This window comes from Xanthomonas hyacinthi (assembly GCF_009769165.1).
GTDB classification, from domain to species: domain Bacteria; phylum Pseudomonadota; class Gammaproteobacteria; order Xanthomonadales; family Xanthomonadaceae; genus Xanthomonas_A; species Xanthomonas_A hyacinthi.
The window spans coordinates 964,402-986,903 of record NZ_CP043476.1; the positions used below are offsets into that span (position 1 = coordinate 964,402).

At 71.4% G+C, this 22,502-nt stretch carries 17 protein-coding genes and 2 pseudogenes; 14 read left to right on the forward strand and 5 right to left on the reverse strand.

Translation table 11 applies throughout. The annotated features are described in order from the left end of the window. Nucleotides 1-84: 84 nt before the first annotated feature. The gene (locus FZ025_RS04455; RefSeq protein WP_104557841.1) at nucleotides 85-2,367 is read left to right on the forward strand and encodes a glycoside hydrolase family 3 N-terminal domain-containing protein; all 2,283 of its coding nucleotides are present in this window, start codon (nucleotides 85-87) and stop codon (nucleotides 2,365-2,367) included. Between the two features lie 96 nt (nucleotides 2,368-2,463). Here the strand turns inward: FZ025_RS04455 and FZ025_RS04460 are convergent, their stop codons facing one another. From FZ025_RS04460 to FZ025_RS04470, 3 genes and pseudogenes are all read right to left on the reverse strand, one after another. Continuing rightward, the gene (locus tag FZ025_RS04460; protein ID WP_104557843.1) at nucleotides 2,464-4,155 is read right to left on the reverse strand and encodes an FAD-dependent oxidoreductase; all 1,692 of its coding nucleotides are present in this window, start codon (nucleotides 4,153-4,155) and stop codon (nucleotides 2,464-2,466) included. A gap of 192 nt (nucleotides 4,156-4,347) precedes the next feature. Continuing rightward, the gene (locus tag FZ025_RS04465; RefSeq protein WP_046979139.1) at nucleotides 4,348-4,998 is read right to left on the reverse strand and encodes an HD domain-containing protein; all 651 of its coding nucleotides are present in this window, start codon (nucleotides 4,996-4,998) and stop codon (nucleotides 4,348-4,350) included. A gap of 66 nt (nucleotides 4,999-5,064) precedes the next feature. After that, nucleotides 5,065-5,202: pseudogene (locus tag FZ025_RS04470) on the reverse strand (alpha-ketoglutarate-dependent dioxygenase AlkB); the annotation flags it as partial. A gap of 227 nt (nucleotides 5,203-5,429) precedes the next feature. On the opposite strand from FZ025_RS04470, the gene FZ025_RS04475 reads away from it, so the two are divergent. The 10 genes and pseudogenes from FZ025_RS04475 to FZ025_RS04520 all read left to right on the forward strand — a co-directional run bounded on the left by FZ025_RS04475 (nucleotide 5,430) and on the right by FZ025_RS04520 (nucleotide 17,017). Continuing rightward, nucleotides 5,430-5,738, forward strand: a complete 309-nt coding sequence (locus FZ025_RS04475) for a hypothetical protein (protein ID WP_244292459.1) — start codon at nucleotides 5,430-5,432, stop codon at nucleotides 5,736-5,738. A 41-nt stretch (nucleotides 5,739-5,779) separates the two neighbouring features. After that, entirely contained in the window at nucleotides 5,780-5,932 is a 153-nt protein-coding gene (locus tag FZ025_RS04480; protein WP_158185528.1) for a hypothetical protein, read from the forward strand. A 64-nt stretch (nucleotides 5,933-5,996) separates the two neighbouring features. Beyond that, nucleotides 5,997-6,653, forward strand: a complete 657-nt coding sequence (locus FZ025_RS04485) for a hypothetical protein (protein ID WP_046979142.1) — start codon at nucleotides 5,997-5,999, stop codon at nucleotides 6,651-6,653. Nucleotides 6,654-6,792: 139 nt separating this feature from the next. Then, a pseudogene (locus FZ025_RS22830) lies at nucleotides 6,793-7,037 on the forward strand (transposase); the annotation flags it as partial. 180 nt (nucleotides 7,038-7,217) lie between these two features. Then, entirely contained in the window at nucleotides 7,218-7,970 is a 753-nt protein-coding gene (gene otsB / locus FZ025_RS04495; RefSeq protein WP_046979143.1) for a trehalose-phosphatase, read from the forward strand. Nucleotides 7,971-8,037: 67 nt separating this feature from the next. Then, entirely contained in the window at nucleotides 8,038-9,819 is a 1,782-nt protein-coding gene (locus FZ025_RS04500) for a glycoside hydrolase family 15 protein (RefSeq protein ID WP_046979144.1), read from the forward strand. Then, nucleotides 9,816-11,183, forward strand: coding sequence for an alpha,alpha-trehalose-phosphate synthase (UDP-forming) (gene otsA / locus FZ025_RS04505; RefSeq protein WP_104557673.1), 1,368 nt, complete (start codon nucleotides 9,816-9,818; stop codon nucleotides 11,181-11,183). The genes FZ025_RS04500 and otsA overlap by 4 nt, the downstream gene beginning before the upstream one ends. 343 nt (nucleotides 11,184-11,526) lie before the next feature. Next, nucleotides 11,527-13,956: a membrane-bound PQQ-dependent dehydrogenase, glucose/quinate/shikimate family gene (locus FZ025_RS04510; protein WP_208803782.1), complete on the forward strand. Its 2,430-nt coding sequence runs from the start codon at nucleotides 11,527-11,529 to the stop codon at nucleotides 13,954-13,956. Nucleotides 13,957-14,193: 237 nt separating this feature from the next. Beyond that, nucleotides 14,194-16,095 carry a methyl-accepting chemotaxis protein gene (locus FZ025_RS04515; protein WP_386269560.1) on the forward strand — a complete coding sequence of 634 codons (1,902 nt, stop codon included), beginning with the start codon at nucleotides 14,194-14,196 and terminating at the stop codon, nucleotides 16,093-16,095. 532 nt (nucleotides 16,096-16,627) lie between these two features. Then, a complete protein-coding gene (locus FZ025_RS04520; protein ID WP_046979336.1) occupies nucleotides 16,628-17,017 on the forward strand; it encodes a hypothetical protein in 390 nt (129 codons plus the stop codon). Here the strand turns inward: FZ025_RS04520 and pgeF are convergent. Both pgeF and rluD read right to left on the reverse strand, forming a co-directional pair. Continuing rightward, a complete protein-coding gene (pgeF, locus tag FZ025_RS04525; protein ID WP_046979339.1) occupies nucleotides 16,960-17,733 on the reverse strand; it encodes a peptidoglycan editing factor PgeF in 774 nt (257 codons plus the stop codon). The two genes, FZ025_RS04520 and pgeF, sit on opposite strands and share 58 nt — an antisense overlap. Before the next feature lie 214 nt (nucleotides 17,734-17,947). Further along, entirely contained in the window at nucleotides 17,948-18,955 is a 1,008-nt protein-coding gene (rluD, locus tag FZ025_RS04530) for a 23S rRNA pseudouridine(1911/1915/1917) synthase RluD (protein ID WP_167523869.1), read from the reverse strand. 115 nt (nucleotides 18,956-19,070) lie between these two features. On the opposite strand from rluD, the gene FZ025_RS04535 reads away from it, so the two are divergent. The 3 genes from FZ025_RS04535 to FZ025_RS04545 all read left to right on the forward strand — a co-directional run bounded on the left by FZ025_RS04535 (nucleotide 19,071) and on the right by FZ025_RS04545 (nucleotide 22,402). Then, complete coding sequence (locus tag FZ025_RS04535; protein WP_046978186.1) at nucleotides 19,071-19,949, forward strand: outer membrane protein assembly factor BamD; 879 nt, start codon at nucleotides 19,071-19,073, stop codon at nucleotides 19,947-19,949. Between the two features lie 219 nt (nucleotides 19,950-20,168). After that, the gene (locus FZ025_RS04540; RefSeq protein WP_104557677.1) at nucleotides 20,169-20,906 is read left to right on the forward strand and encodes an ATP-binding cassette domain-containing protein; all 738 of its coding nucleotides are present in this window, start codon (nucleotides 20,169-20,171) and stop codon (nucleotides 20,904-20,906) included. 74 nt (nucleotides 20,907-20,980) lie between these two features. Further along, entirely contained in the window at nucleotides 20,981-22,402 is a 1,422-nt protein-coding gene (locus tag FZ025_RS04545; RefSeq protein WP_046978196.1) for an ABC transporter permease/substrate-binding protein, read from the forward strand. The last annotated feature ends 100 nt before the right edge of the window (nucleotides 22,403-22,502 follow it).

Consider the following 22,502-nt stretch of genomic DNA (forward strand, 5'->3'; position numbering starts at 1 on the left):
GGAGCAGAACCAGCCTCCCGCACCGCAGCAAGCGCGCCTGCCCCGATCCGGTAAGGTTCCCGTTGGATCACTGGGGGAATGCAGATGTCGCTACACACCACGCGGCGCGGGCTGTTGCTCGGCGCCGGTTCGCTCGCATTGCTGTCGCAGGTGCCGATGGGCTTCGCGCTGCCGCGCGGTGCGGCGAAGACGCCGGCCTTTATCGATGCGCTGATCGCGCGCATGACGGTGGAAGAGAAGGCCGGGCAGCTGACCCTGTCCGGCTCGGCGCAGCAGACCGATGCCGCCGCCGCGGCCAATCCGGTCAACGTACGCCCCACCGCCGAGGGCCAGCTGGCCGCGGCGCGCGCCGGGCGCCTGACCGGCATCTTCAACGGCTCCAACGTGCGCTGGCACCAGCAGTTGCAGCAGGCCGCGCTGCAGAGCCGGCTGCAGATCCCGCTGCTGTTCGCCGCCGACGTGATCCACGGCTTCACCACCGTGTTCCCGGTGCCGCTGGCCGAGGCCGCCAGCTTCGAACCGGAGCTGGCGCAGCGCACCGCGCGTGCGGCGGCGCTGGAAGCCAGCGCGGTCGGCATCGACTGGACCTTCGCGCCGATGGTCGATATCGCCCGCGATGCGCGCTGGGGCCGCGGCGTGGAAGGCAGCGGCGAGGACGTGCTGCTCGGCCGCCGCTTCGCGCAGGCGCGGGTGCGCGGCTTCCAGGGCGACGGCATCGGCCACGCCGATGCGCTGGCCGCCTGCCCCAAGCATTTCGCCGCCTACGGCGCGGCCGAGGCCGGCCTGGACTACAACACGGTCGATATCTCCGAACGCACCCTGCGCGAGGTGTACTTCCCGCCGTTCCAGGCCGCGTTCGATGCCGGCGCGGTGACCACGATGGCCGCGTTCAACGAGATCGCCGGCATTCCCGCCACCGCCAACACCTGGCTGCTGCGCGAGGTGCTGCGCGGCGAATGGGACTACCGCGGGCTGGTGGTGTCCGACTACACCGGCGACCAGGAACTGATCGCGCACGGCTTCGCCCGCGATGCGCGCGACGCGGCGCGGCTGGCGTTCCTGGCCGGGGTGGACATCAGCATGCAGAGCGGGCTGTACCTGCAGCACCTGCCGGGCCTGGTCGACGATGGCGCGGTGACGATGGCGCAGCTCGACGCCGCGGTGCGCCGCGTGCTGCAGTTCAAGGCCGCGCTGGGCCTGTTCGACGACCCGTTCCTGCGCATCGTGCCCGAGCGCGCGCAGGCGCGGCAGCGGCGCCCGGAGACGCTGGCGCTGGCGCGCGAGGCGGCGCGCAAGTCGGTGGTGCTGCTGAAGAACGACGGCGCGCTGCTGCCGCTCAAGCGCCGCGGCCAGCGCATCGCGCTGATCGGGCCGATGGCCGCCAACTGGGTGGACAGCGCCGGGCCGTGGACGCTGTTCGGCGGCGACGACAGCGGCAACGACCTGGCCACCGCGCTGCGCGCGCAACTGGCCGACCGCACCGCGCTGCAGGTGGTGGAAGGCTGCGCGTTCGAACACAGCCTACCCGGCGGCGTGCAGGCCGCGGTCGCCGCGGCGGCCAGCGCCGATGTGGCGGTGCTGGCGATCGGCGAGCCGCTGCGCTATTCCGGCGAAGCGCAGTCGCGCACCGAGATCGTCATTCCATCGGCGCAGCAATCGTTGCTGGCCGCGGTGGCGGCGACCGGCACGCCGGTGGTGGTGGTGCTCAGCAACGGCCGCGCGCTGGTGCTCGACGGCGCCGTGCTGGAGGCGCCGGCGATCCTGGTGAGCTGGTTCCTGGGTTCGGCCTCCGGCGCGGCGCTGGCCGACATCCTGTTCGGCACGCACGGCCCGTCCGGGCGCCTGCCGGTGAGTTTCCCGCACGACGCCGGGCAAGTGCCGTACAGCTACGCGCACAAGCCCAGCGGCCGTCCCGACCCGCGCCCGGACGCGCTGCAGCCGTTCAAGACCCACTACCGTACCGCGCCCAACGCCGCACTGTTCCCGTTCGGCCACGGCCTGACCTACGGCCGCATCGAATACGGCGAACTGGCGCTGAGCGATGCACGGCTCGCCGCCGGCGGCACGCTGCGGATCAGCGCGCGCATCCACAATCGCGGCGCGCGCGATGCGGAGGAAGTGGTGCAGCTGTACGTGCGCGACCGCAGCGCCAGCGTCACCCGCCCGGTGCGCGAGCTGAAGGATTTCCGCAAGGTCGCGGTGGCGGCCGGCGCCAGCGTCGGCGTGGAGTTCGTGCTGCGCCGCGAGGATCTATTGTTCGTCGGCCAGGCGCTGCAGCCGACGGTGGAGCCGGGCGTGTTCGATGTATGGGTGGCGCCGTCGGCCGAGGCCGCCGGCATATCGGCCAGCTTCGCATTGGTGGGCTGAGCCGACCACGACGCGTCGGCCGCCGCCGGTTGCGCATGTCGGCAGCCATTGCATGGCGATGCGATGCGCTTGAGTGAGCCGTCCGCGGCAGACGAATCATTGTGCGGCGGGCGCACGGCGCCGCGCCAGGAACTGGTGGATCTGCGCGACCACCGCGGCGCCTTCGCCGACCGCCGCAGCCACGCGTTTGACCGAGCCGGCGCGCACGTCGCCGATCGCGAACACACCCGGCCAGTCGGTCTCCAGCGGCAACGCCGGCACCCGGCCCGGTGCCGCCTCGACGCCGGTGACGACGAAGCCGGCGCCATCCAGCCGCACGCAGCCGTCCACCCAGGCGCTGTTGGGATCGGCGCCGACGAACAGGAACAGGTGATGCAGAGCGCAGCGATGGGTGGCGCCGCTGGCGCGGTCGCGCAACTCCGCGCTGGCCAGGCGCTGCGCGGCATCGCCCTGCAGCGACACCACGTCGGTGCCGGTATGCAGCTCCACGTTCGGCAACGCGGCGATGCGCTCGATCAGGTAGCGCGACATCGACGCCTCCAGCCCGGCGCCGCGCACGATCAGGTGCAGGCGCTTCACCTTCGGCGCCAAAAACACCACCGCCTGGCCCGCGGAATTGCCGCCACCGACCAGCGCCACCTCCTCGCCCTCGCACAGCCGCGCCTCCACCGGCGAGGCCCAGTACGACACGCCGTTGCCTTCGAACGCGGCCAGATTGGCGATGTCCGGGCGCCGGTAGCGCGCGCCCGAGGCGATCACCACGGTGTGCGCCTGCACGCGCAGGCCGTCGCGCATCTGCAGTTGCAGCGGCGCCGCGGCGCACTCCTCGGTGCTGGCTGCGTCGCAGTGCAGCTGCGCCACTTCCAGCGGCAACGCCAGCTCGGCGCCGAACTTCAGCGCCTGGTTGTAGGCGCGCCCGGCCAGCGCCTGGCCGGAGATGCCGGTGGGAAAGCCCAGATAGTTCTCGATCCGCGCCGACGCACCGGCCTGGCCGCCGATCGCGCGCTGGTCCAGCACCAGCACCGACAGCCCTTCGGAGGCGGCATACACCGCGGTCGCCAGGCCGGCTGGACCGGCGCCGACGATGGCCAGGTCGTAGCGCTTGTGCGGATCCAGCTCCGGGATCATGCCCAGGCAATGCGCGGCCTCGGCATCGCTGGGGCGGCGCAGCACGGCGCCGCTGGGGCAGACCATCAGCGGCAGTTCGTCGTGCTGGATGCCCAGGCGCTCGACCAGCGCGCGGCCCTCGCCGTCGTTGGCCGCATCCAGGAAGGTGTTGGGATAGCCGTTGCGGGTCAGGAAGCCCTGCAGCCGGGTCAGCCGCGCCTCGCCCGGTTCGCCGATCAGCACCGAACCGGCGGTATCGCCTTCGATCAACCCGACCCGGCGCAGGATCAAGGCGCGCATCACGATCTCGCCGACATCGGCCGAACTGATCATCAGCGAGCGCAGATGCGCCGCATCGAACGGCAGCGCGACGCAGCCTGCGGACCCGGCGCGGCCGCCGGCCAGCGACGCGCGGCCGGCCAGCTGGCTGACCTCGCCGCTGAACTGCCCGGCGCCGTGCTCGGCGACCGGTTTCTCGTGGCCCAACCCATCGCGGCGCACCACCGCGATCGTGCCCTGCAGCAGCAGCCACACCGGCGCCGGATGGTCGCCGACGGCGAACACCTCCTCGCCCGGCGCGAAGGTCCGCGGCGCACCGCTGGCGAAGCGGCGCGCGGTCTCCACCTGCGCCGGCTCGAGCACCGGGAACATCTGATGGCGACGGGTATCGGCCAGGCTCATCGGCATCCTTGTGGGCAGCGGGCGGCAATGCGCGCAGCATGCGATGCGTGGACGCCGCGGGCAATCACCCATTCTGGGAGGATGTTGACCTAAACCCCCTCTCCCGCCGGGAGAGGGGTTGGGGTGAGGGTATGCCGCGAAAGCGACTCGCTGATCCAAGCGCACGAGGCTGCGCCTGTCGGCGTCGGGCGACTACGTCAACGACGGCAGCGCAAGCCTGCCTGCATCGTCCGCGGCGAACGCCTCGCCCGCCAATGCATGCATCCGCATCACCGCCGCCGTCAACGCACGCAGCACCGCCACGCCGCGCTCGGCGAATACCGCATGCAACGCGGCGTAGTACCACAAGGTGCCCTCGCGGCCGACAGTGAAGCGCTCGAATACCTCGGCGCCGACCTCCGGGTCTTCCAGGTCCGCAACGATGCTGCGCGCGTTGTACAGCTTGTCGCAGGCCGACACCAGCAGCACCGCGGCCGGCGCCTCGCTCAGGTGCGCCAGATAGGCCTGCTTGCGGATGCGCCAGTCGCGGCGCCTGGCCGGCACGTCGTCCTGCGCCGCCTTGCGCTCGGCGCTGGCGTCGGTGCAGCCCATCACGATCGCCGCCACCGGATCGCCGAACTGCGCGCGAATCACCGCCTCGTGGCCGGCGCCGCAGTCCTCGATCACGTCGTGCAGCAACGCGGCGATCGCCTGGTCCTCATCGCCGCCGGCCTCCAGCACCAGCGTCGACACGCCCAGCACGTGGCTGAAATACGGCACCGTACCGCCCTTGCGGAACTGCCCGGCATGGGCGACGCGGGCGTAGTCCACGGCGCGCGCGTAGCGTTCGGTGAGAGCGGTCATGCGGCCTTCCTGACGGGATGGAACCGCATTATCGCGGAATCCGCACGCCTTGGCGCCGCGGTCGGTTCAGCCCGGCCGCGGCCGCACCCGGAATACCACGCTCATCCGCGGCGCCACCGGCCTGCTGGTCTTGGGGATGCCGTGTTCGTGGGTGAGCTGCGAGGCATGGCTCATCGCCAGCAGGCTGCCCGGCGCCAGTTCCACGCCGAGGCAGTGCGGCGCGTCGTCGGGCTGGGCACACAGGTCCATGGGCGAAAGAGGGGGACGCGGCAGAGAAGACGCCATCCCAGCTTCTGAACGGATCAGCGGCTGCGACGCGGCGAACCATCGCAGCCCGCAACCGGGAATTCTTACTTTTCGCCCGCGCAGCGTTAACGTTCCGCTTGGGAGCATGCGCATGCCCCTCCCCACAGCACAGGCGATACGCACGCATGACAGCAGCGCGCAGCACGACGGCAGGCATGAGCACGGCCGGAATGACGACGACCCACGGCGCCGATGGCGCGAATACCGAAGCCTCCGGCAGCGGTGCCCAGGCGCCAGCCGAAGCGCTGCGCGCACACGGCGCACCAATCGCCCGAAGCAATGTGTTCCGGTCGCCATTGTCCGCAGGCAGCGCCGATAGCGACCTGCGCCGACGCGCGCGGCGCACGCAGTTGGCGACCCGGGTGGCGGCGATCGGCACGGTTGCCGCCTTGGCGACAGTCGCGTTGCTCGCCTGGCGGCGCGCGCGGCGCTAGCCGACTTCGACGACGGCGCACGGCTGCATCGCTGCCGCCGCATGCAGCGGCGCGAAGACGCGTTCATCGCCTGCAGCGTGTGGATGCCGGAAAGAATCCGTGCGCTCGGCGAGCAGGACCAGCCGCCGGCGATTCACACGGCCGCCCGGCAGTGGTGGACGGCCGTCGTCCTCGCCTTCACCGTGCAGGGGTAAGTCGCCCCCGGCAAAGCCGGGGATACTTACTTACTTACTCTCAAGCACACGGAAAGAAGCGCCATTGCGCGACTATTCGATCCAAGCAAGATCGCTCGGCATTGCCGGTGTCGCCGGCCACGCCTACTGGGTGCTGCGCGACGCGCACGGCAACGCGCTGGCCGAACTGCACGGCCTGGCCACGGACCGGGACACCGGCGCCCCGATTCCGATCGGCACCGACGCGCGCAGGCACGCGCTGCGCGCCTGGCACTACCCGCACGACGCCGGCTACGCCAGCGCCATCGGCGCCAAGCCCGACCACACCAGCTACATCCGCGACGGCCAGCCATCGCGCACCGTCGCCAGCGGCGGCAAGGACCGGATCCTGGCGCGCTGGAACAGCGCGGTCAGCGCCGTGCCGGAACTCAACGCGCAAGACCTGGACTACCCCAACTACGGCTTCAAGGTGTTCGGCGAGACCGTCAACAGCAACGCCGCCTACCGCACTTTCGGCGAACTGATGGACCTGCCGGTGGCTGGCTTCCCCGGCCGACTGCAACCCGGCATCGGCAACCGCATGCTGTCGCGCGAGCGCACCGAGGCGCTGCGCTACTGCGCGCGGCCCACGCAGGACCGGCAATGCGCCTGCGCACTGGCCAGTGCCTTCACCCGCCAGGACCGCCCCGAACGCCCTGTCCAGCAGCAGATCCATGGCAATGTCGAAGGCTTGCCTGGATAGGAAGCCGTTCGGTCGCGGCAGGGACGGCAGTTACCTGCCGCCCCCCGCACAGATCCGTTCGTGCGGAACTAGCGCATGCGGCTCCTGCCGCAGGGATGCGACGCGAAGCGATCCGCAGGATGCGCAGTTGTGCGATCGCGTATTGTGCGATTGCGGCCATACCGGAAGAACCGTTCGCCGAAGGCGTGCGAGAGCGCTATGGGCAAGCAGGTCGCAGTGCGGATTGCCGAGCGCCGTGAGCTGCATACCTTCAAGATCATGCGCGAACGTTGGATCGTCGAACGCAGCTTTGCGTGGCTGGAGAAGAACCGAGGGTGATGCAAGCACTGCGAGCGCAAGCTCGATACCCGCTTGCTCAATCCCGGCTCGCAGTTCATCCAGCTCCTGGAGTTCGGCGCGGCGGCGCGCCGCCGCGTGCTTCAGGTCCGGCGACAGTTGCTCCACGCGTTGGCTCTCGCCAATCCCCAGGCGCCTCGCCACGGCCGCAGGCCGCCAACCCCACTCCCCGATCCCGACGCCTGCCAATCCACCTCGCGCTAACGCCGCCTGGGCCACCATGGCCGGATGGCAGATGCGCTCCCCCTCCGACCGCCGCCGCCGCGCCTGGACGATGCCTGCGCATTGTTCCTGGACGTGGACGGCACCCTCATCGAATTCGCCGATCGCCCCGACGGCGTGCACCTGCTGCCCGAGGTGCGCGAAGCGATCGCGCGCATCAGCGCGCGCCTGCACGGCGCGCTGGCCCTGGTCAGCGGCCGGCCGCTGGCGCAGCTGGACGCGCTGTTCGCGCCCTTGCGGCTGCCCGCCGCCGGCCTGCACGGCCACGAACTGCGCAGCGACATCAACGCCCGCGCGGCGATGCCGGCCGATACCTCGCAGTGGCTGCATGGCTTGCACCAGCGCGCCGCGCACCTGCGCCAGGCACACCCAGGCGTATTGGTCGAAGACAAGGGCGCCAGCCTGGCGCTGCACTGGCGCGCCGCGCCGGAGGCCGGTCCGCATGTCATCGCTTTCGCCGAGGAACAGATCGAGGCGCTGCCCGGCTACCGCCTGCAGCCCGGCGACCACGTGGTCGAGTTCGTGCCCGAAGGCAGCGACAAGGGCGTGGCGCTGACCACGATGCTGCTGCAGCCGCCGTTCCAGGGCCGCCGCCCGGTCTTCGTCGGCGACGACCTCACCGACGAATTCGGCTTCGCCGCGGCCAATCGCCACGGCGGCTGGAGCGTGCTGGTCGGTGCGCGCGCGAACAGCGCGGCGACCTTCGCCTTGCCCGATCCACACGGCGTACACGCCTGGTTGCGCGACAACGCCGCATGAGTGCGGCGCCCAGCGGCAGCGCCCTGCTCCGCACCCTCCCCGACAGCGCACAAGGACTGCTTCCTCCATGAGTTCCCCCAATCTCGATCTCGGCGTGATCGGCAACGGCAGTTTCGGCGCGCTGGTCGACAAGCAGGCGCGTGTGGTGTGGAGCTGCCTGCCGGCCTTCGACGGCGACCCGGCGTTCTGCGCGCTGCTGTCGCCGCGCGATCACGCCGGCGGCGATTTCAGCATCGCGCTGGAGGATTTCGTCGACAGCGAGCAGCACTACCTGGCCAACACCGCGATCCTGCGCACCGTGCTGCGCGACGCGCACGGCGGCGCGGTGGAAGTGATCGACTTCGCGCCGCGCTGGCGCAACCACGGCCGCTTCTACCGGCCGGTCAGCATCATCCGCCAGGTGCGGCCACTGGCCGGCAATCCGCGCATCCGGGTGCTGGCGCGGCCGCTGGCCGACTGGGGCGCGCGCCAGCCGGAAAGCACCTGGGGCAGCAACCACGTGCGCTGGCTGCTGCCGGATTTCACCCTGCGCCTGACCACCGACGTGCCGGTGCGCTTCATCCGCGACGAGCTGCCGTTCGTGCTCAGCCACCCGGTCAACCTGATGCTCGGCGTGGACGAATCGCTGACCCGTTCGCTGACCGGCTACATCCAGGAAGCGCAGGAACGCACCGAGGAATACTGGCGCGAATGGGTGCGCTACCTGTCGGTGCCGCTGGACTGGCAGGACGCGGTGATCCGCAGCGCGATCACCCTGAAGCTGTGCCAGTACGAGGACAGCGGCGCGATCATCGCGGCGATGACCACCTCCATCCCCGAAGCGCCGGACACCCCGCGCAACTGGGACTACCGCTATTGCTGGCTGCGCGACGCCGCCTTCGTGGTGCGCGCGCTGAACCGGCTCGGCGCCACCCGCACCATGGAGCAGTTCCTCGGCTACATCTTCAACATCGCCACCACCGACGGCAGCCTGCAGCCGCTGTACGGCATCGGCTTCGAGGCGGCGCTGGAAGAGCACGAAGTGCCGTCGCTGGCCGGCTACCGCGGCATGGGTCCGGTGCGGCGCGGCAACCTGGCCTGGATCCAGAAACAGCACGACGTGTACGGCAGCGTGGTGCTGGCGTCCACGCAGCTGTTCTTCGACCTGCGCCTGAAGGACCCCGGCGATGCGGACACCTTCCTGCGCCTGGAGCCGCTGGGCGAGCGCGCATTCGCGCTGCACGCCGTGCCCGATGCCGGGCTGTGGGAATTCCGCGGCCGCGCCGAGGTGCACACCTACACCAGCGCGATGTGCTGGGCGGCCTGCGACCGCTTGGCCAAGATCGCCGCGCGGCTGGGACTGGACGCACGCGAGGCCTACTGGCGCGAACGCGCCGACACCATCCACGCGCGGGTGCTGGCCGAATCCTGGAGCGCCGAGCGCGGCCACTTCACCGACACCTTCAACGGCCATCGCCTGGACGCCTCGCTGCTGTTGCTGGCCGACATCGGCTTCATCGCCCCGGACGATGCGCGCTTCGTCGCCACGGTCGAGGCGATCGGCCGCGACCTCAAGCACGGCGACGCGCTGTATCGCTACGTGGCGCCGGACGATTTCGGCGCGCCGGAGACCAGCTTCACCATCTGCACGTTCTGGTACATCGACGCGCTCGCCGCGATCGGGCGCAAGGACGAGGCGCGCGAGCTGTTCGAGCGCATCCTGGCGCGCCGCAACCACCTGGGCCTGCTGTCGGAGGATCTGGCCTTCGACGGCGGCGAAGCCTGGGGCAATTTCCCGCAAACCTATTCGCACGTCGGCCTGATCATCGCCGCGATGCGATTGTCGCGCAGCTGGCAGGAGGCGTCATGAGCAGATTGGTGGTGGTATCCAACCGCGTGGCCTTGCCCGGCGAGAACCGCGCCGGCGGCCTGGCGGTGGGCCTGCTCGCCGCGTTGAAGGAACGCGGCGGAGTGTGGTTCGGCTGGAGCGGCAAGACCGTGCGCGGCGACAGCGGCGCGCTGCACGAACAGACCCAGGGCGACATCCGTTTCGTCACCATGGACCTCAACCGCGCCGACCTGGACGCCTACTACAACGGCTTCGCCAACCGCACGCTGTGGCCGCTGCTGCATTTCCGCCTGGACCTGGTCGACTACGACCGCGCCACCCGCGAGGGCTACCGCCGGGTCAACGCGATGTTCGCCGAAAAGCTGGCGCCGCTGCTGCGCGAAGACGACACGGTATGGATCCACGACTACCACCTGATCCCGCTGGCCTCGTTGTTGCGCGAGCGCGGCATCGGCTGCCGCATCGGCTTCTTCCTGCACGTGCCGTTCCCCTCGGCCGACCTGATCCAGGCCCTGCCCGACCATGCGCGGCTGTTCTCCGGCTTCTACGCCTACGACCTGGTCGGCTTCCAGACCCAGCGCGACGTGGACCGCTTCCAGGCCTACGTGCGCCTGTTCGGCGGCGGCAAGGTGATCAAGGACGGCGTGCTGGAAGCGCCCGGCGGGCGCCGCTTCCGCGCCGAGAAATTCCCGATCGGCATCGACACCGAACTGATCGCGCAGCAGGCGCGCGCGGCGGTGTCCAAGCCGGCGGTGCGCGACCTGCGCAGCAGCCTGCGCGAGCGCCAGCTGGCGATCGGCGTGGACCGGCTGGACTACTCCAAGGGCCTGCCCGAACGCTTCCTCGGCTTCGAGCGCTACCTGGAGCGGCATCCGGACCAGCGCGGCAGCCTCACCTATCTGCAGATCGCGCCGGTCTCGCGCGGCGACGTCGCCGAATACAAGCAGCTGCGCAACCAGCTCGAACAGATCGCCGGGCACATCAACGGCGGCCATGCCGAGCCGGACTGGACGCCGCTGCGCTACGTCAACCGCAACTTCACCCACGCCACCCTGACCGGCTTCTACCGCGCCGCCCAGGTCGGCCTGGTGACGCCGCTGCGCGACGGCATGAACCTGGTGGCCAAGGAATACGTGGCCGCGCAGGACCCGCAGAATCCCGGCGTGCTGGTGCTGTCGCTGCTGGCCGGCGCCGCCGACGAGCTGAAGGAGGCGCTGCTGGTCAATCCGCACGACCTGGACGGCGTCGCCGATGCGATCGCCACCGCCGCCTCGCTGCCCAAGGCCAGGCGCATCGAGCGCTGGCAGACGATGATGGAACACCTGCGCAAGAACGACATCGGCGTCTGGCGGCAGCGCTACCTGCAGGCGCTGGAGCGGCGCTGATCGACGCAGGCGCACCGCGTCTTCGCACTGCCGGCCGAAGCGCCGGCGCACAACCGCCATCGCCTATCCGCCACGGCGGTCGGCTCGCGGCTCGCAGCTCGCAGGTTTCCGCGCGGTCACGGACGGCGCACATGCATTGTCTTAAAATCGCCGGCAGACGCCGCGCATCGCCCTCCTGGGAGGGCAGCGCGGCGCGATCGTTGTGCGCCAGGCCGCCGCCGCTGCAGCCGAACCAGTGCCCAATCCCCCTCCACGATCCCTCTGCGCCAGCGCGGCGCCGCCGGATCTTTTGCAGACCCTCTCCATGACCGTTCTTTCCCCGCAACACGGACCCGGCAACTGGCTGTTCGTCGCCTATGCCGTGGTCATCGCCCTGATCGGCGCCGCCCTGGCCGCGCTGGGCGGGCAACTCGTCGCCGTCGGCGGCTCCTGGTACTACCTGCTCGCCGGCCTGGCCCTGGCCGTGTCCGGTGCGCTGCTGGCGCGCGGCCGCCGCGCCGGGCTGTGGCTGTTCGGCCTGACCCTGGCCGCAACCATCGCCTGGGCGCTGGCCGAAGTCGGCCTGGACGGCTGGGCGCTGATCCCGCGCCTGGCGATGCTCTCGGTGCTGGGCCTGCTGCTGTTGCCGTTCTGGAAAGTGGCGCGCCGGCGCCTGGCGCCGCTGTCCGGCCTGGGCTACGCGCTGGTCGCCGGCGTGCTGCCGGTGCTCGGCGCGCTGCTGGTGTTCGGGCCGCTGCTGTTCCCGCGCAGCATCGAACTGGCCGACCCCGCGTTGGCCGCGCAGCGGCCGCAGGCCGCGTTCAGCCGCGCCACGGTGCACAGCCCCGACGGCAACGTCGCCGCCAACCACGACGCCGGCAACTGGACCGCCTATGCCGGCTCCAACCTGTCCAACCACTACAGTCCCGGCGCGCAGATCACCCCGGACAACGTCAAGGACCTGAAGATCGCCTGGGAATTCCATACCGGCGACCTCAAGCCCGCCGGCTCCAAGCTCGGCTATGCGTTCCAGAACACGCCGCTGAAGGTCGGCGACCTGGTCTACATCTGCACGCCCACGCAGCAGGTGATCGCGGTCGAGGCCACCACCGGCAAGGAGCGCTGGCGCTTCGACCCGAAGACCAACCCCAAGGCGATGGCCGGCGTCGCCGCCACCACCTGCCGCGGCGTGTCCTATTTCCAGGCCACCACCGCGGTCGCCGAATGCGCCAAGCGCATCTTCTGGCCGATGGTCGATGGCCGCCTCGGCGCGCTCGACGCCGCCACCGGCAAGCTGTGCGAGAGCTTCGGCGACCACGGCTACGTCGATCTGAACACCGACACCGGCAACACCAAGCCCGGCTTCGTCGGCCCGACCTCGCCGCCGGTGGTGATGCGCGGCGTGGTGATCCAGCCCACCGGCCAGGTCCGCGACGGCCAGGAACGCGATGCGCCGTCCGGCGTGGTGCGCGCCTTCGACGCGATCAGCGGCCAGCTGCGCTGGGCCTGGGACCTGGGCAACCCGGCGATCACCGCCGCGCCGCCGGCCGGCCAGACCTATACCCGCTCGACCCCGAACGTGTGGTCGCTGATGGCCGCCGACGACGAACTGGGCCTGGTCTACCTGCCCACCGGCAACGCCTCCGGCGATTTCTTCGGCAAGGGCCGCACCGCGCAGGAAGAGCAATACACCGCCTCGCTGGTCGCGGTGGATGCGGCCACCGGCAAGGAGCGCTGGCACTTCCGCACCGTCAACCACGACCTGTGGGACTACGACATCGGCCCGCAGCCGAACCTGGTCGATTTCCCGGTCCCCGGCGGCGGCACGCGCCCGGCGGTGATCCAGGCCACCAAGTCCGGCCAGGTGTTCGTGCTCGACCGCGAGACCGGCACGCCGATCATGCCGGTGCAGCAACTGCCGGTGCCGCAGGGCACCGACCACGGCGACTGGACCGCCAAGACCCAGCCGGTGTCGCCGGGCATGCCCAACACCGTCGGCGCGCCGGGCAAGGGCTACGAGACCCTCGTCGAATCCGACGCCTGGGGCATCACCCCGTTCGACCAGCTGGCCTGCCGCATCCAGTTCAAGCAGCTGCGCTACCAGGGCATGTTCACCCCGCCCAGCCTGGGCGGCTCGCTGGCGTTCACCGGCAACCACGGCGGCATCAACTGGGGCGGCGTATCGGTGGACCTGCAGCGCGGCATCATGGTGATGAACAGCAACCGCCTGCCGTACACCGAGCACGTCTACCCGCGCGCGGAGATGGACAAGCTGGGCGTGGTCTCGGTGTTCAACGGCAAGAGCAGGACGCCCGGCTACATGGCGCAGGAAGGGCTGGCCTACGGCGCGCGCAAGGAGCCGTGGATGTCGCCGCTGAACACGCCGTGCATCGCGCCGCCGTGGGGCTATATCTCCGGCGTGGACCTGCGCACCCAGCAGGTGATCTGGCGGCGCCCGCTGGGCACCGGCTACGACCAGGGCCCGATGGGCATCCCGTCGAAGATGAAGTTCGAGCTGGGCACGCCGAACAACAGCGGCTCGCTGGCCACCGCCGGCGGCGTCACCTTCATCGGCGCGGCGCTGGACAACTTCCTGCGCGGCTACGACACCCGGACCGGCAAGCTGCTGTGGGAAGTGCGGGTCCCGGCCGGCCCGCAGGCCGCGCCGCTGAGCTATACGGTGAACGGCAGGCAGTACATCGTCGCCGCGATCGGCGGCCACGACCGCATGGAAACCAAACCCGGCGACAGCGTCATCGCCTGGGCGCTGCCGGACGCCGCCGCGGCGAAATAACGCTCGCCGCCGCCTGCGTTCGACCCGACCGACCGTCGCAAGACGGCCGGTTTTGTTTTTGCCGGGGGCAGCGGCGCGGGCGACGTGCCGCACTGCGGCACAAAAGAGAAGGTTTGCAGCGACCTATCGCGCCTATTCAGGTGCCACGTTTCCGACGAACGGTCGCCGCCACGGTCAAGTCCGCGGACCTGCCAGCCGATACTGAGAAGCACATTCACGAAGCATCCGTCGACGCGAATGGACTGCGCCGACGCTTCCCAGCCGGTAGCCGCCATGACCTCGCCAGACGCCCCATCCCTTCGCCCGACCGGCAGCGCCCGCCTGCACCCGCGTGCGGCGCTGCTCGCACTGGCCTACGCGCTGGGCCTGCTGGCGATGGCGCTGTACGCGTTGCACGTCGGCCGCCAGCTCGGGCCGAACGGCCCGGCCCTGGCGCGGCTGACGCCGGCGCTGATCGCCGCGGCGCTGCTGGTGGCGGCGCTGTACTGGGCCGGCCTGCGGCTCGCGCCGGCGCCATCGCCACGCGTCGTGCAGGCGCTGCAGGCGCTGGGCGAAGGCCGCTGCGAGCAACGCCTCGACCCCGCCGGCCATGGCGCGGACGCCACGCTGCTGCGTGCGCTGCACACCGCGCAGGCGCGGCTGGCCGCGCGCCAGGCCGAGACCGAGGCCGAACTGCGCCGCGGCCGCTTCGTACTCCAGGCGCTGGACGACCTGGACACCATGGTCCGCATCGCCGACGACGACGGCCGCGTGCACTTCGCCAACCGCAAGCTGCTGCAGATGCTGCGCGCGATCGAGCCGGACGTGCAGCGCTTCCGCCCCGAATTCCGCGCCGAGCAGTTCGTCGGCGGCAGCATCGGCGACATCTATCCGGACAGCCAGGCGGCGATCGAGCGCATGCGCGCGCTGACCGGTTCCAAGCGCGTGCGCGCGCCGTTCTTCGGCCGCCAGATCGACTTCGTCTACAGCCCGATCGCCGGCGCCGACGGCGTGCGCCTCGGCACCATCGCGCAGTGGGAAGAGGTGACCGCGCAGGTCGAAGCCGAGCAGGCGCTGACCACGGTGATCGAGGCCGCCGCACACGGCGATTTCAGCCGCCGCCTCGACACTGCGGCGATGGGCGGCGTGCTCAAGGCGCTGGCCGAAGGCGTCAACCGCATCTGCGATTCGGTGGAGAGCAACCTGGCGGCGCTGGCCAGCGCGCTGACCGCGCTGGCCGAAGGCGATCTCACCCACCGCATCGCCGGCGACGCGCAGGGCGTGTTCGCGCAACTGCACGAGGACACCAACCGCACCGTGGCCAAGCTGACCGAGATCATCGTCGGCATCCAGGGCGCGGTCGAGGCGATCCGTCGCGCCTCGATGGAGATCGCCGCCGGCAACACCGACCTGTCCGACCGCACCGAGCAGCAGGCGGCGAGCCTGGAAGAGACCGCCAGCGCGATGGAGGAACTGACCTCGGCGGTGAAGCACAACGCCGACAACGCGCAGCAGGCTAACGGCCTGGTGCACAGCACCGGCGAGATCGCCCAGTCCGGCGGCAAGGTGATGGACGAGGTGGTCGCCACGATGAGCGCGATCAGCGCCTCCTCGCGGCGCATCGGCGAGATCATCGGGGTCATCGACGGCATCGCCTTCCAGACCAACATCCTGGCGCTCAACGCCGCGGTCGAGGCCGCGCGCGCCGGCGAGCAGGGCCGCGGCTTCGCCGTGGTCGCCGCGGAAGTGCGTTCGCTGGCGCGGCGTTCGGCCGACGCGGCCAAGGAGATCAAGACGCTGATCGAGGATTCCACGCAGAAGGTGACCCAGGGTTCGGCGCTGGTGAACCAGGCCGGCACCACGATGGGCGAGATCGTGACCTCGGTAAAGCGCGTCACCGACCTGATGGGCGAGATCAGCGGCGCCAGCACCGAACAGTCCAGCGGCATCGAGCAGGTCAACCGCACGGTGATGCAGCTGGACGAAGTGACCCAGCGCAACGCCGCGCTGGTCGAGGAAGCGACCGCCGCGGCGCGCAGCCTGGAAGAACAGGCCGGCGGCCTGGCCACGGCGGTGGCGGTGTTCCGCATCGAGCCCGCCCGCGCGGCGCATGCCGGCGGCGGCAACGTCACCCCGCTGCTGCGCAGCGCGAGCAGCTAGGGCGTCTTCCTCTGGCCGGCAGACAACACACGTGGAACGACCCGGGGAGCTCGGCACTCCGCGGCGACAGGCGATAGAGCCAGTCGCGACCGACGGCCCAAGGCCATTCGCAGTCGCTGCCAACGCTCGACTGAGCAAACATGCGGGTTGCAAATGCACTGCCCGAATCGGCAACCCGGCGTCCGCATCTTGCGGAAGTTCGGCGGTTTGCAGGAATGGCGCTGCGCGGCCGCGGGCCATCAGCCGACGCCTCCGACTGCGCCAAGGGAGTTCGCCCGCCACGCCAACCGCTCTTGCAGCGGCGCCGCTCCTCCCGCCGCGCGCACCTCGCGACGCGCTACTCCAGAAACCGCGAACGCTGCGCCGGGTCCGGCAGGAAGCACGGCGCCGAGCTGCCGAACCAGCGATAGCGGTTGCGCGCAATGAGTCGGTAGCCGGCATCGCGTAGCGGCCGTCGCGCTCGCTTTCGCGGCAGTGCACGCCGGCCAGCCCGCGCCGCGGCAGCGGCCGCGCCCCGAACGCCCACGCGCGCATGGCGCGCCAGACGATCGTCCCCGCCTCCACGCGCAACGCGAATGCGAACTCGACCGCGCCCAGGCGCTCGCGCAGCGGTCCGTCCTGCAGCCACAGCCGCGACGGCATCGGGCGCGCGCCGAAGCGGCGCAGCCAGCGCTCGCCGTTTCCATCGACGACGAAGTCGACGCTGATCTCCAGGCTCGCGGCCGCCGCCGGCCGCCGCACCAGCCACGCGCACGGCGGCGCGGCCCGCATGGCGCTGCCGCCGCGCCACCGAATGCAGCGCACGCGGCGCCGGCGGCAGCTGCGCGAAGCCGTCGCCGAGCAGCTGCGCGAACGGCGGCGGGCTCAGCGCCCGATCCACGCCAGCGTCGCCATGCGCCCGCAGCGGCGGTCGCGGCGGTAGGAAAAGAAGCGCGGCGCATCGGAGATGGTGCACAGCCCGCCGCCGTGGACGTGCGCAGGATCGATCCCGGCCGCGGTCAGGCGCTGCCGCGCCAGCGCGTACAGGTCCACCCGCCAGTGCCCGGGACGGGTGGCGGCGAAGGCGCTGGCCGCAGCCGGATCGTGGCCGAGGAAGGCATCGCGCACGTTCGCGCCGATCTCGTACGCCTGCGGCCCGGCGGCCGGCCCCAGCCAGGCCTGCAATTGCGCCGGCGCGGTGCGCAGCGCGGCCACGGTGGCCTCCAGCACGCCGCCGGCCAGGCCCTGCCAGCCGGCATGCGCGGCGCCGACTTCGCTGCCGTCGCGGGCGGCGAACACCACCGGCAGGCAGTCGGCGGTGAGGATCGCCAGCACCACGCCAGGGGTCGAGGCGACCGCCGCGTCGGCGACCGGCTCGGCGTCGACGCCGGCCACGACGGGCGGACGGTCGAAGCGCAGCGCCTGCGTGCCGTGCACCTGGCGCAGCCAGTGCGGCGGCGAGGGCAGCGCCAGCCGCGCGGCCAGCTCGTCGCGGTTGCGCTGCACCATGGCCGCATCGTCGCCGTCGGCGGCGCTGCGATTGCCCAGGTTGAAGCGGTCGAACGGCGGCAGCGACGCGCCTGCGCCATGCCGCAGCGTGGTCAGCGCATGCACCCGCGGCGGCGCCGGCCAGTCGGCGAGCAGGGCGAAGTCGGTCATGCGCGTGCGGCCCGCCGCGGCGATCCTGCGGCGGCCGCGCAGGCGAACGGTGCCACCGGACGCAGCGCCGTGCTCCCGGCGGCGGCCGGCCGCGCTGCGCCGGCCGCGCGGGCGGCTTCGCATCCAGGCAGACAGCGCGCGCGCAATGCCGGCGCCGGCACCGAGGCGCCAGCCCCGCCTGCGCGCGTCCCGTCCCGACCCGGCATCGCCATGCTCAGCGCCGCGCCTGCTCGGCAGCCAGGCGCGTGTCCTCGCGCAGCACCGCGAGCAGGCGCTGCAGGTCCGCCGGCACCGCCGCGCTGGCGCGCACCGGTTCGCCGCTGGTCGGGTGCTTGAACTCCAGCGTCTCGGCATGCAGCGCCTGGCGCTTGAAGCCGCGCAGTTCGGCGATCAACGCCTCGGTGGCGCCCTTGGGCAGCTTCAGCGCGCCGCCGTACAGCGGGTCGCCGATGATCGGGTGCTTCAGATGCGCCATGTGCACGCGGATCTGGTGGGTGCGCCCAGTCTCCAGGCGGCATTCCAGCGCGGTATGCGCGCGGAACCGCTCGCGCAGCCGGTAATGGGTGACCGCGTCGCGGCCGTCCTCGCGCACCGCCATGCGCAGGCGGTCGCGCGGGTGGCGGTCGATCGGCGCATTGGCGGTGCCGCCGGAGACCAGCGGCCCGGCCACCACCGCCAGGTACTGGCGATGCACGTCGCGCGCCGCCAGCTGCGCCACCAGCGAGGTGTGCGCCGGCAGGGTCCGCGCCACCACCATCGCGCCGCTGGTGTCCTTGTCCAGGCGGTGCACGATGCCGGCGCGCGGCAGCGCCGCCAGCGACGGATCGCGGTACAGCAAGGCGTTGACCAGGGTGCCGCCGGGGTTGCCGGCGCCCGGGTGCACGACCAGCCCGGCCGGCTTGTTCAGCACGATGACCTGGTCGTCCTCGTACAGCACCTCCAGCGGGATATCCTCCGGCAGCGCATGGGTCTGGGTCTCCAGCACCACGTGCAGGCTGGCGATCTCGCCGCCGCGCAGGGCGTCGCGCGGCCGCGCCCGGGCGCCGTCCAGCAGCGCGTCGCCGGACTTGATCCATTCGGCCAGGCGCGAACGCGAGAATGCGGGAAACAGTTCGGCCAGCACCGCGTCGAAGCGGCGGCCGGCGGCGTGATCGGGCACGCGCACCTGGCGCGGGCCGTCGGAGACGGCGTCCTCGGGGGAGTCCGGGAGGGTGTTGGGCATGAAAAGGGGACGGCCAGGTCGGAAAGGGAGGGTCGCGGCGGCCATAGTCAGTCGCCGGACAGGCCACTAGGCTATCATCGCCCCCTTGTATTCCTGACGTGTCCTGCCCGAACCCATGATCCGACGCTCCGTCCCGCTCTCCGCGCACGTCCGTTTCATCGCCTTGATGCTGGTCATGGTCGTCGTGGCGACGGGTTGCCACCGCCAGAAGAACAAGAATCCCGAGGAAGGGATGCCGGTGGAGCAGTTGTACCAGAAGGCGCACACGCAGATGCAGACCGGCAACTGGGCCGGTGCCGAGGGCAGCTTCAAGCGCCTGATCGCGCAGTACCCGTACGGCCAGTACACCGAGCAGGCGATGATCGAGTCCGCCTACGCCCAGTACAAGGCCGGCAAGCACGACGACGCGGTGTCCAGCATCGACCGCTTCATCCGCACCTACCCGACCCACCGCAACATCGCCTACCTGTACTATCTGCGCGGGCTGTCCAACGGCAACCGCGACACGGTGTTCCTGCGCCGGGTGTGGTCGCTGGACCCGAGCCGCCGCGACCTGTCCACGCCGCAGCAGGCCTACGCCGACTTCAACATCGTCGCCGAGCGCTATCCGAACAGCCGCTACGCCGCCGATGCGCGCCAGCGCATGATCGCGCTGCGCAACGTGTTCGCCCAGCACGAGCTGGACAACGCGCTGTACTACCTGCGCCGCGACGCCTGGGTGGCGGCCGCCGGCCGCGCCACCTACCTGCTGGAAACCTACCCGCAGAGCGCCTACCAGTACGATGCGGTGGCGGTGCTGGCCGAGGCCTATACCCATCTGGGCAACAAGCCGCTGGCCGACGACGCGCGCCGGGTGCTGGAACTCAACGATCCCCAGCATCCGTGGCTGACCGGGCATTGGCCGAAGTACCCGTGGATGATCCGCAAGCTCAATCCGTTCGCCGGCGAGAAATCCGCCGCCACCGGCCAGTCCAATTCGCAGATGGCGCGCTGAGCCACGCTGCAGGAGGCAAGCAGACAGGGGCCGCAAGGCCCCTGTTGCGTTTGGCGACGCAGGCAACGGCCGGCCGCTATGCCGCTCGACCAGGCGCAATCTGTGCGTGGCCCGCGACCACCGCCACCGACGTGCCCTCGCCTCGTTGACCCGGCTTCGCCGACCGAGCACGTCCACGCCTTCGCGCGCCGACCAGCGCGGCCCGGCTATGCTGATGGCATGTTCGAACTGCATCAGGTCACCCGCCGCTACGGCGAGGCACTCGCACTGGACCGGGTCGATCTGCGCATCGCCGCGGGCCGCAGCACCGCGCTGATCGGTCCCAGCGGCGCCGGCAAGTCCAGCGTGCTGCGCATGCTGCTCGGGCTGGAATGGCCGGACGCCGGCGAGGTCCGCTTCCAGGGCGAGCCGCTGCGCCGCGCCACCTTGCTGGCGCAGCGCCGCCGCATCGGCTATGTGATCCAGGAAGGCGGGCTGTTCCCGCACCTGAGCGCGCGCGACAACGCCGCCTTGCTGGCGCAGACCCTGGGCTGGGCGCAGCCGCGGATCGACGCGCGGCTGCACGAGCTGGCCGCGCTGTGCCGCCTGCCCGAGGCCTTGCTGGCGCGCTATCCGGCCGAGCTGTCCGGCGGCCAGCGCCAGCGCGTCGGCCTGATCCGCGCGCTGCTGCTGGACCCGCCGGTGCTGCTGCTGGACGAACCGCTGGGCGCGCTCGACCCAATCGTGCGCCACGAACTGCAGACGCAGATGCGCGAGCTGTTCGCACTGCTCGGCAAGACCGTGGTGCTGGTGACCCACGATGTCGCCGAGGCCGCTTACCTGGGCGATACCCTGGTGCTGATGCGCAGCGGGCGCATCGTGCAGCAGGGCAGCGCGCGTGAGTTACTGGATGCGCCGGCCGAGCCGTTCGTTGGCCAGTTCCTGCACGCGCAGCGCACGCTGGAGGATGCGCGGTGAGGGCCGCAGCGCGCCGCCGCGCGGCGGCGCTGCTCGCGCTCGCGGCGTTGTTCGCCCTGCTCGCCGGCACGGCGATGGCGGCGCCGGCGAAGGTGGTGGTCGGCTCGAAGAACTTCACCGAGGCGGTGGTGCTCGGCGAGATCGCCGCCGGCGCCGGGCGCCAGGCCGGGGTGGAGGTCGAGCACCGGCGCCAGCTCGGCGGCACCCGCATCCTGTGGCGCGCGCTGCAGCAGGGCTCGATCGATGCCTATGCCGAATACACCGGCACCCTGGCGACGGAACTGCTGCAACTGCCCGATGCCGACGATGCCGCATTGCGCCGCGCATTGGCGCAGCGAGGCCTGGCGATGAGCGCGCCGCTGGGCTTCGACAACACCTATGCGTTCGGCATGCGCCGGCAGCGCGCGCAGGCGCTGGGCATCGCCCGCCTCTCCGACCTGGCCGCGCATCCGGCGCTGCAGCTCGGGCTCAGCAACGAGTTCGTGTCGCGCGCCGACGGCTGGCCCGGCGTGCGCGCGGCCTACCGGCTGCCGCAGACCCCGACCGGGTTGGACCACGACCTGGCCTACCGCGCGCTGGACAGCGGCGCGATCGACCTCACCGACCTGTACAGCACCGATGCCGAGATCCCGGCGCACGACCTGCTGGTGCTGCAGGACGACCGCCATTATTTCCCGCGCTATGCCGCGGTGTTCCTGTACCGCAGCGACCTGGCGCAGCGCGCGCCGCAGTTCGTGCAGGCGCTGCAGGGCCTGGGCGGGCGCATCGACGCGGCGACGATGCAACGGCTCAATGCCGAGGCGAAGTTGGACAAACGCGCCGAAAGCGCGGTGGCCGCGCACTGGCTCGGCATCGCCGCACCGGCGCAGGACACCAGGCTGACGCGCCTGCTGCAGCGCAGTCGCGAACACCTGGCGCTGGTCGGCCTGTCGCTGGGCCTGGCGCTGCTGGTGGCGCTGCCGCTGGGTGTGTTCGCCGCGCGCAGGCCGCGCCTGGGCCAGGTCGTGCTGTCGCTGACCGGGGTGCTGCAGACGTTGCCGTCGCTGGCGGTGTTCGTGTTCATGATCCCGCTGTTCGGCATCGGCGCCAGGCCGGCGATCGCCGCGCTGTTCCTGTACAGCCTGCTGCCGATCGTGCGCAACACCCATGCCGGCCTGACCGGCATCGCCCGCGAGCTGCGCGAGACCGCCGCGGCGATCGGCCTGCCGCCGCGCACGCGGCTGTGGCGGATCGAGCTGCCGCTGGCGTTGCGCACCATCCTGGCCGGGATCAAGACCGCGGCAGTGATCAACGTCGGCACCGCGACGCTGGGCGCGCTGATCGGCGCCGGCGGCTACGGCCAGCCGATCCTCACCGGCATCCGCCTGGACGACATCGGCCTGATCCTGGAAGGCGCAATACCGGCGGCGGTGCTGGCGCTGCTGGTGCAGGCGCTGTTCGAGGGCCTGGAGCGCTGGCTGACCCCACGCGGCCTGCGCCTGGCGGCGCGGCACTGAGGCCGGCGCGTCCCGGGCGCTGCTCATCGGCGCGACAGCGGAAACATCGTGTGCTCAGCCCATCGATCGCACCGCGGCGGCGCCGGCCAGCGATCGGCTC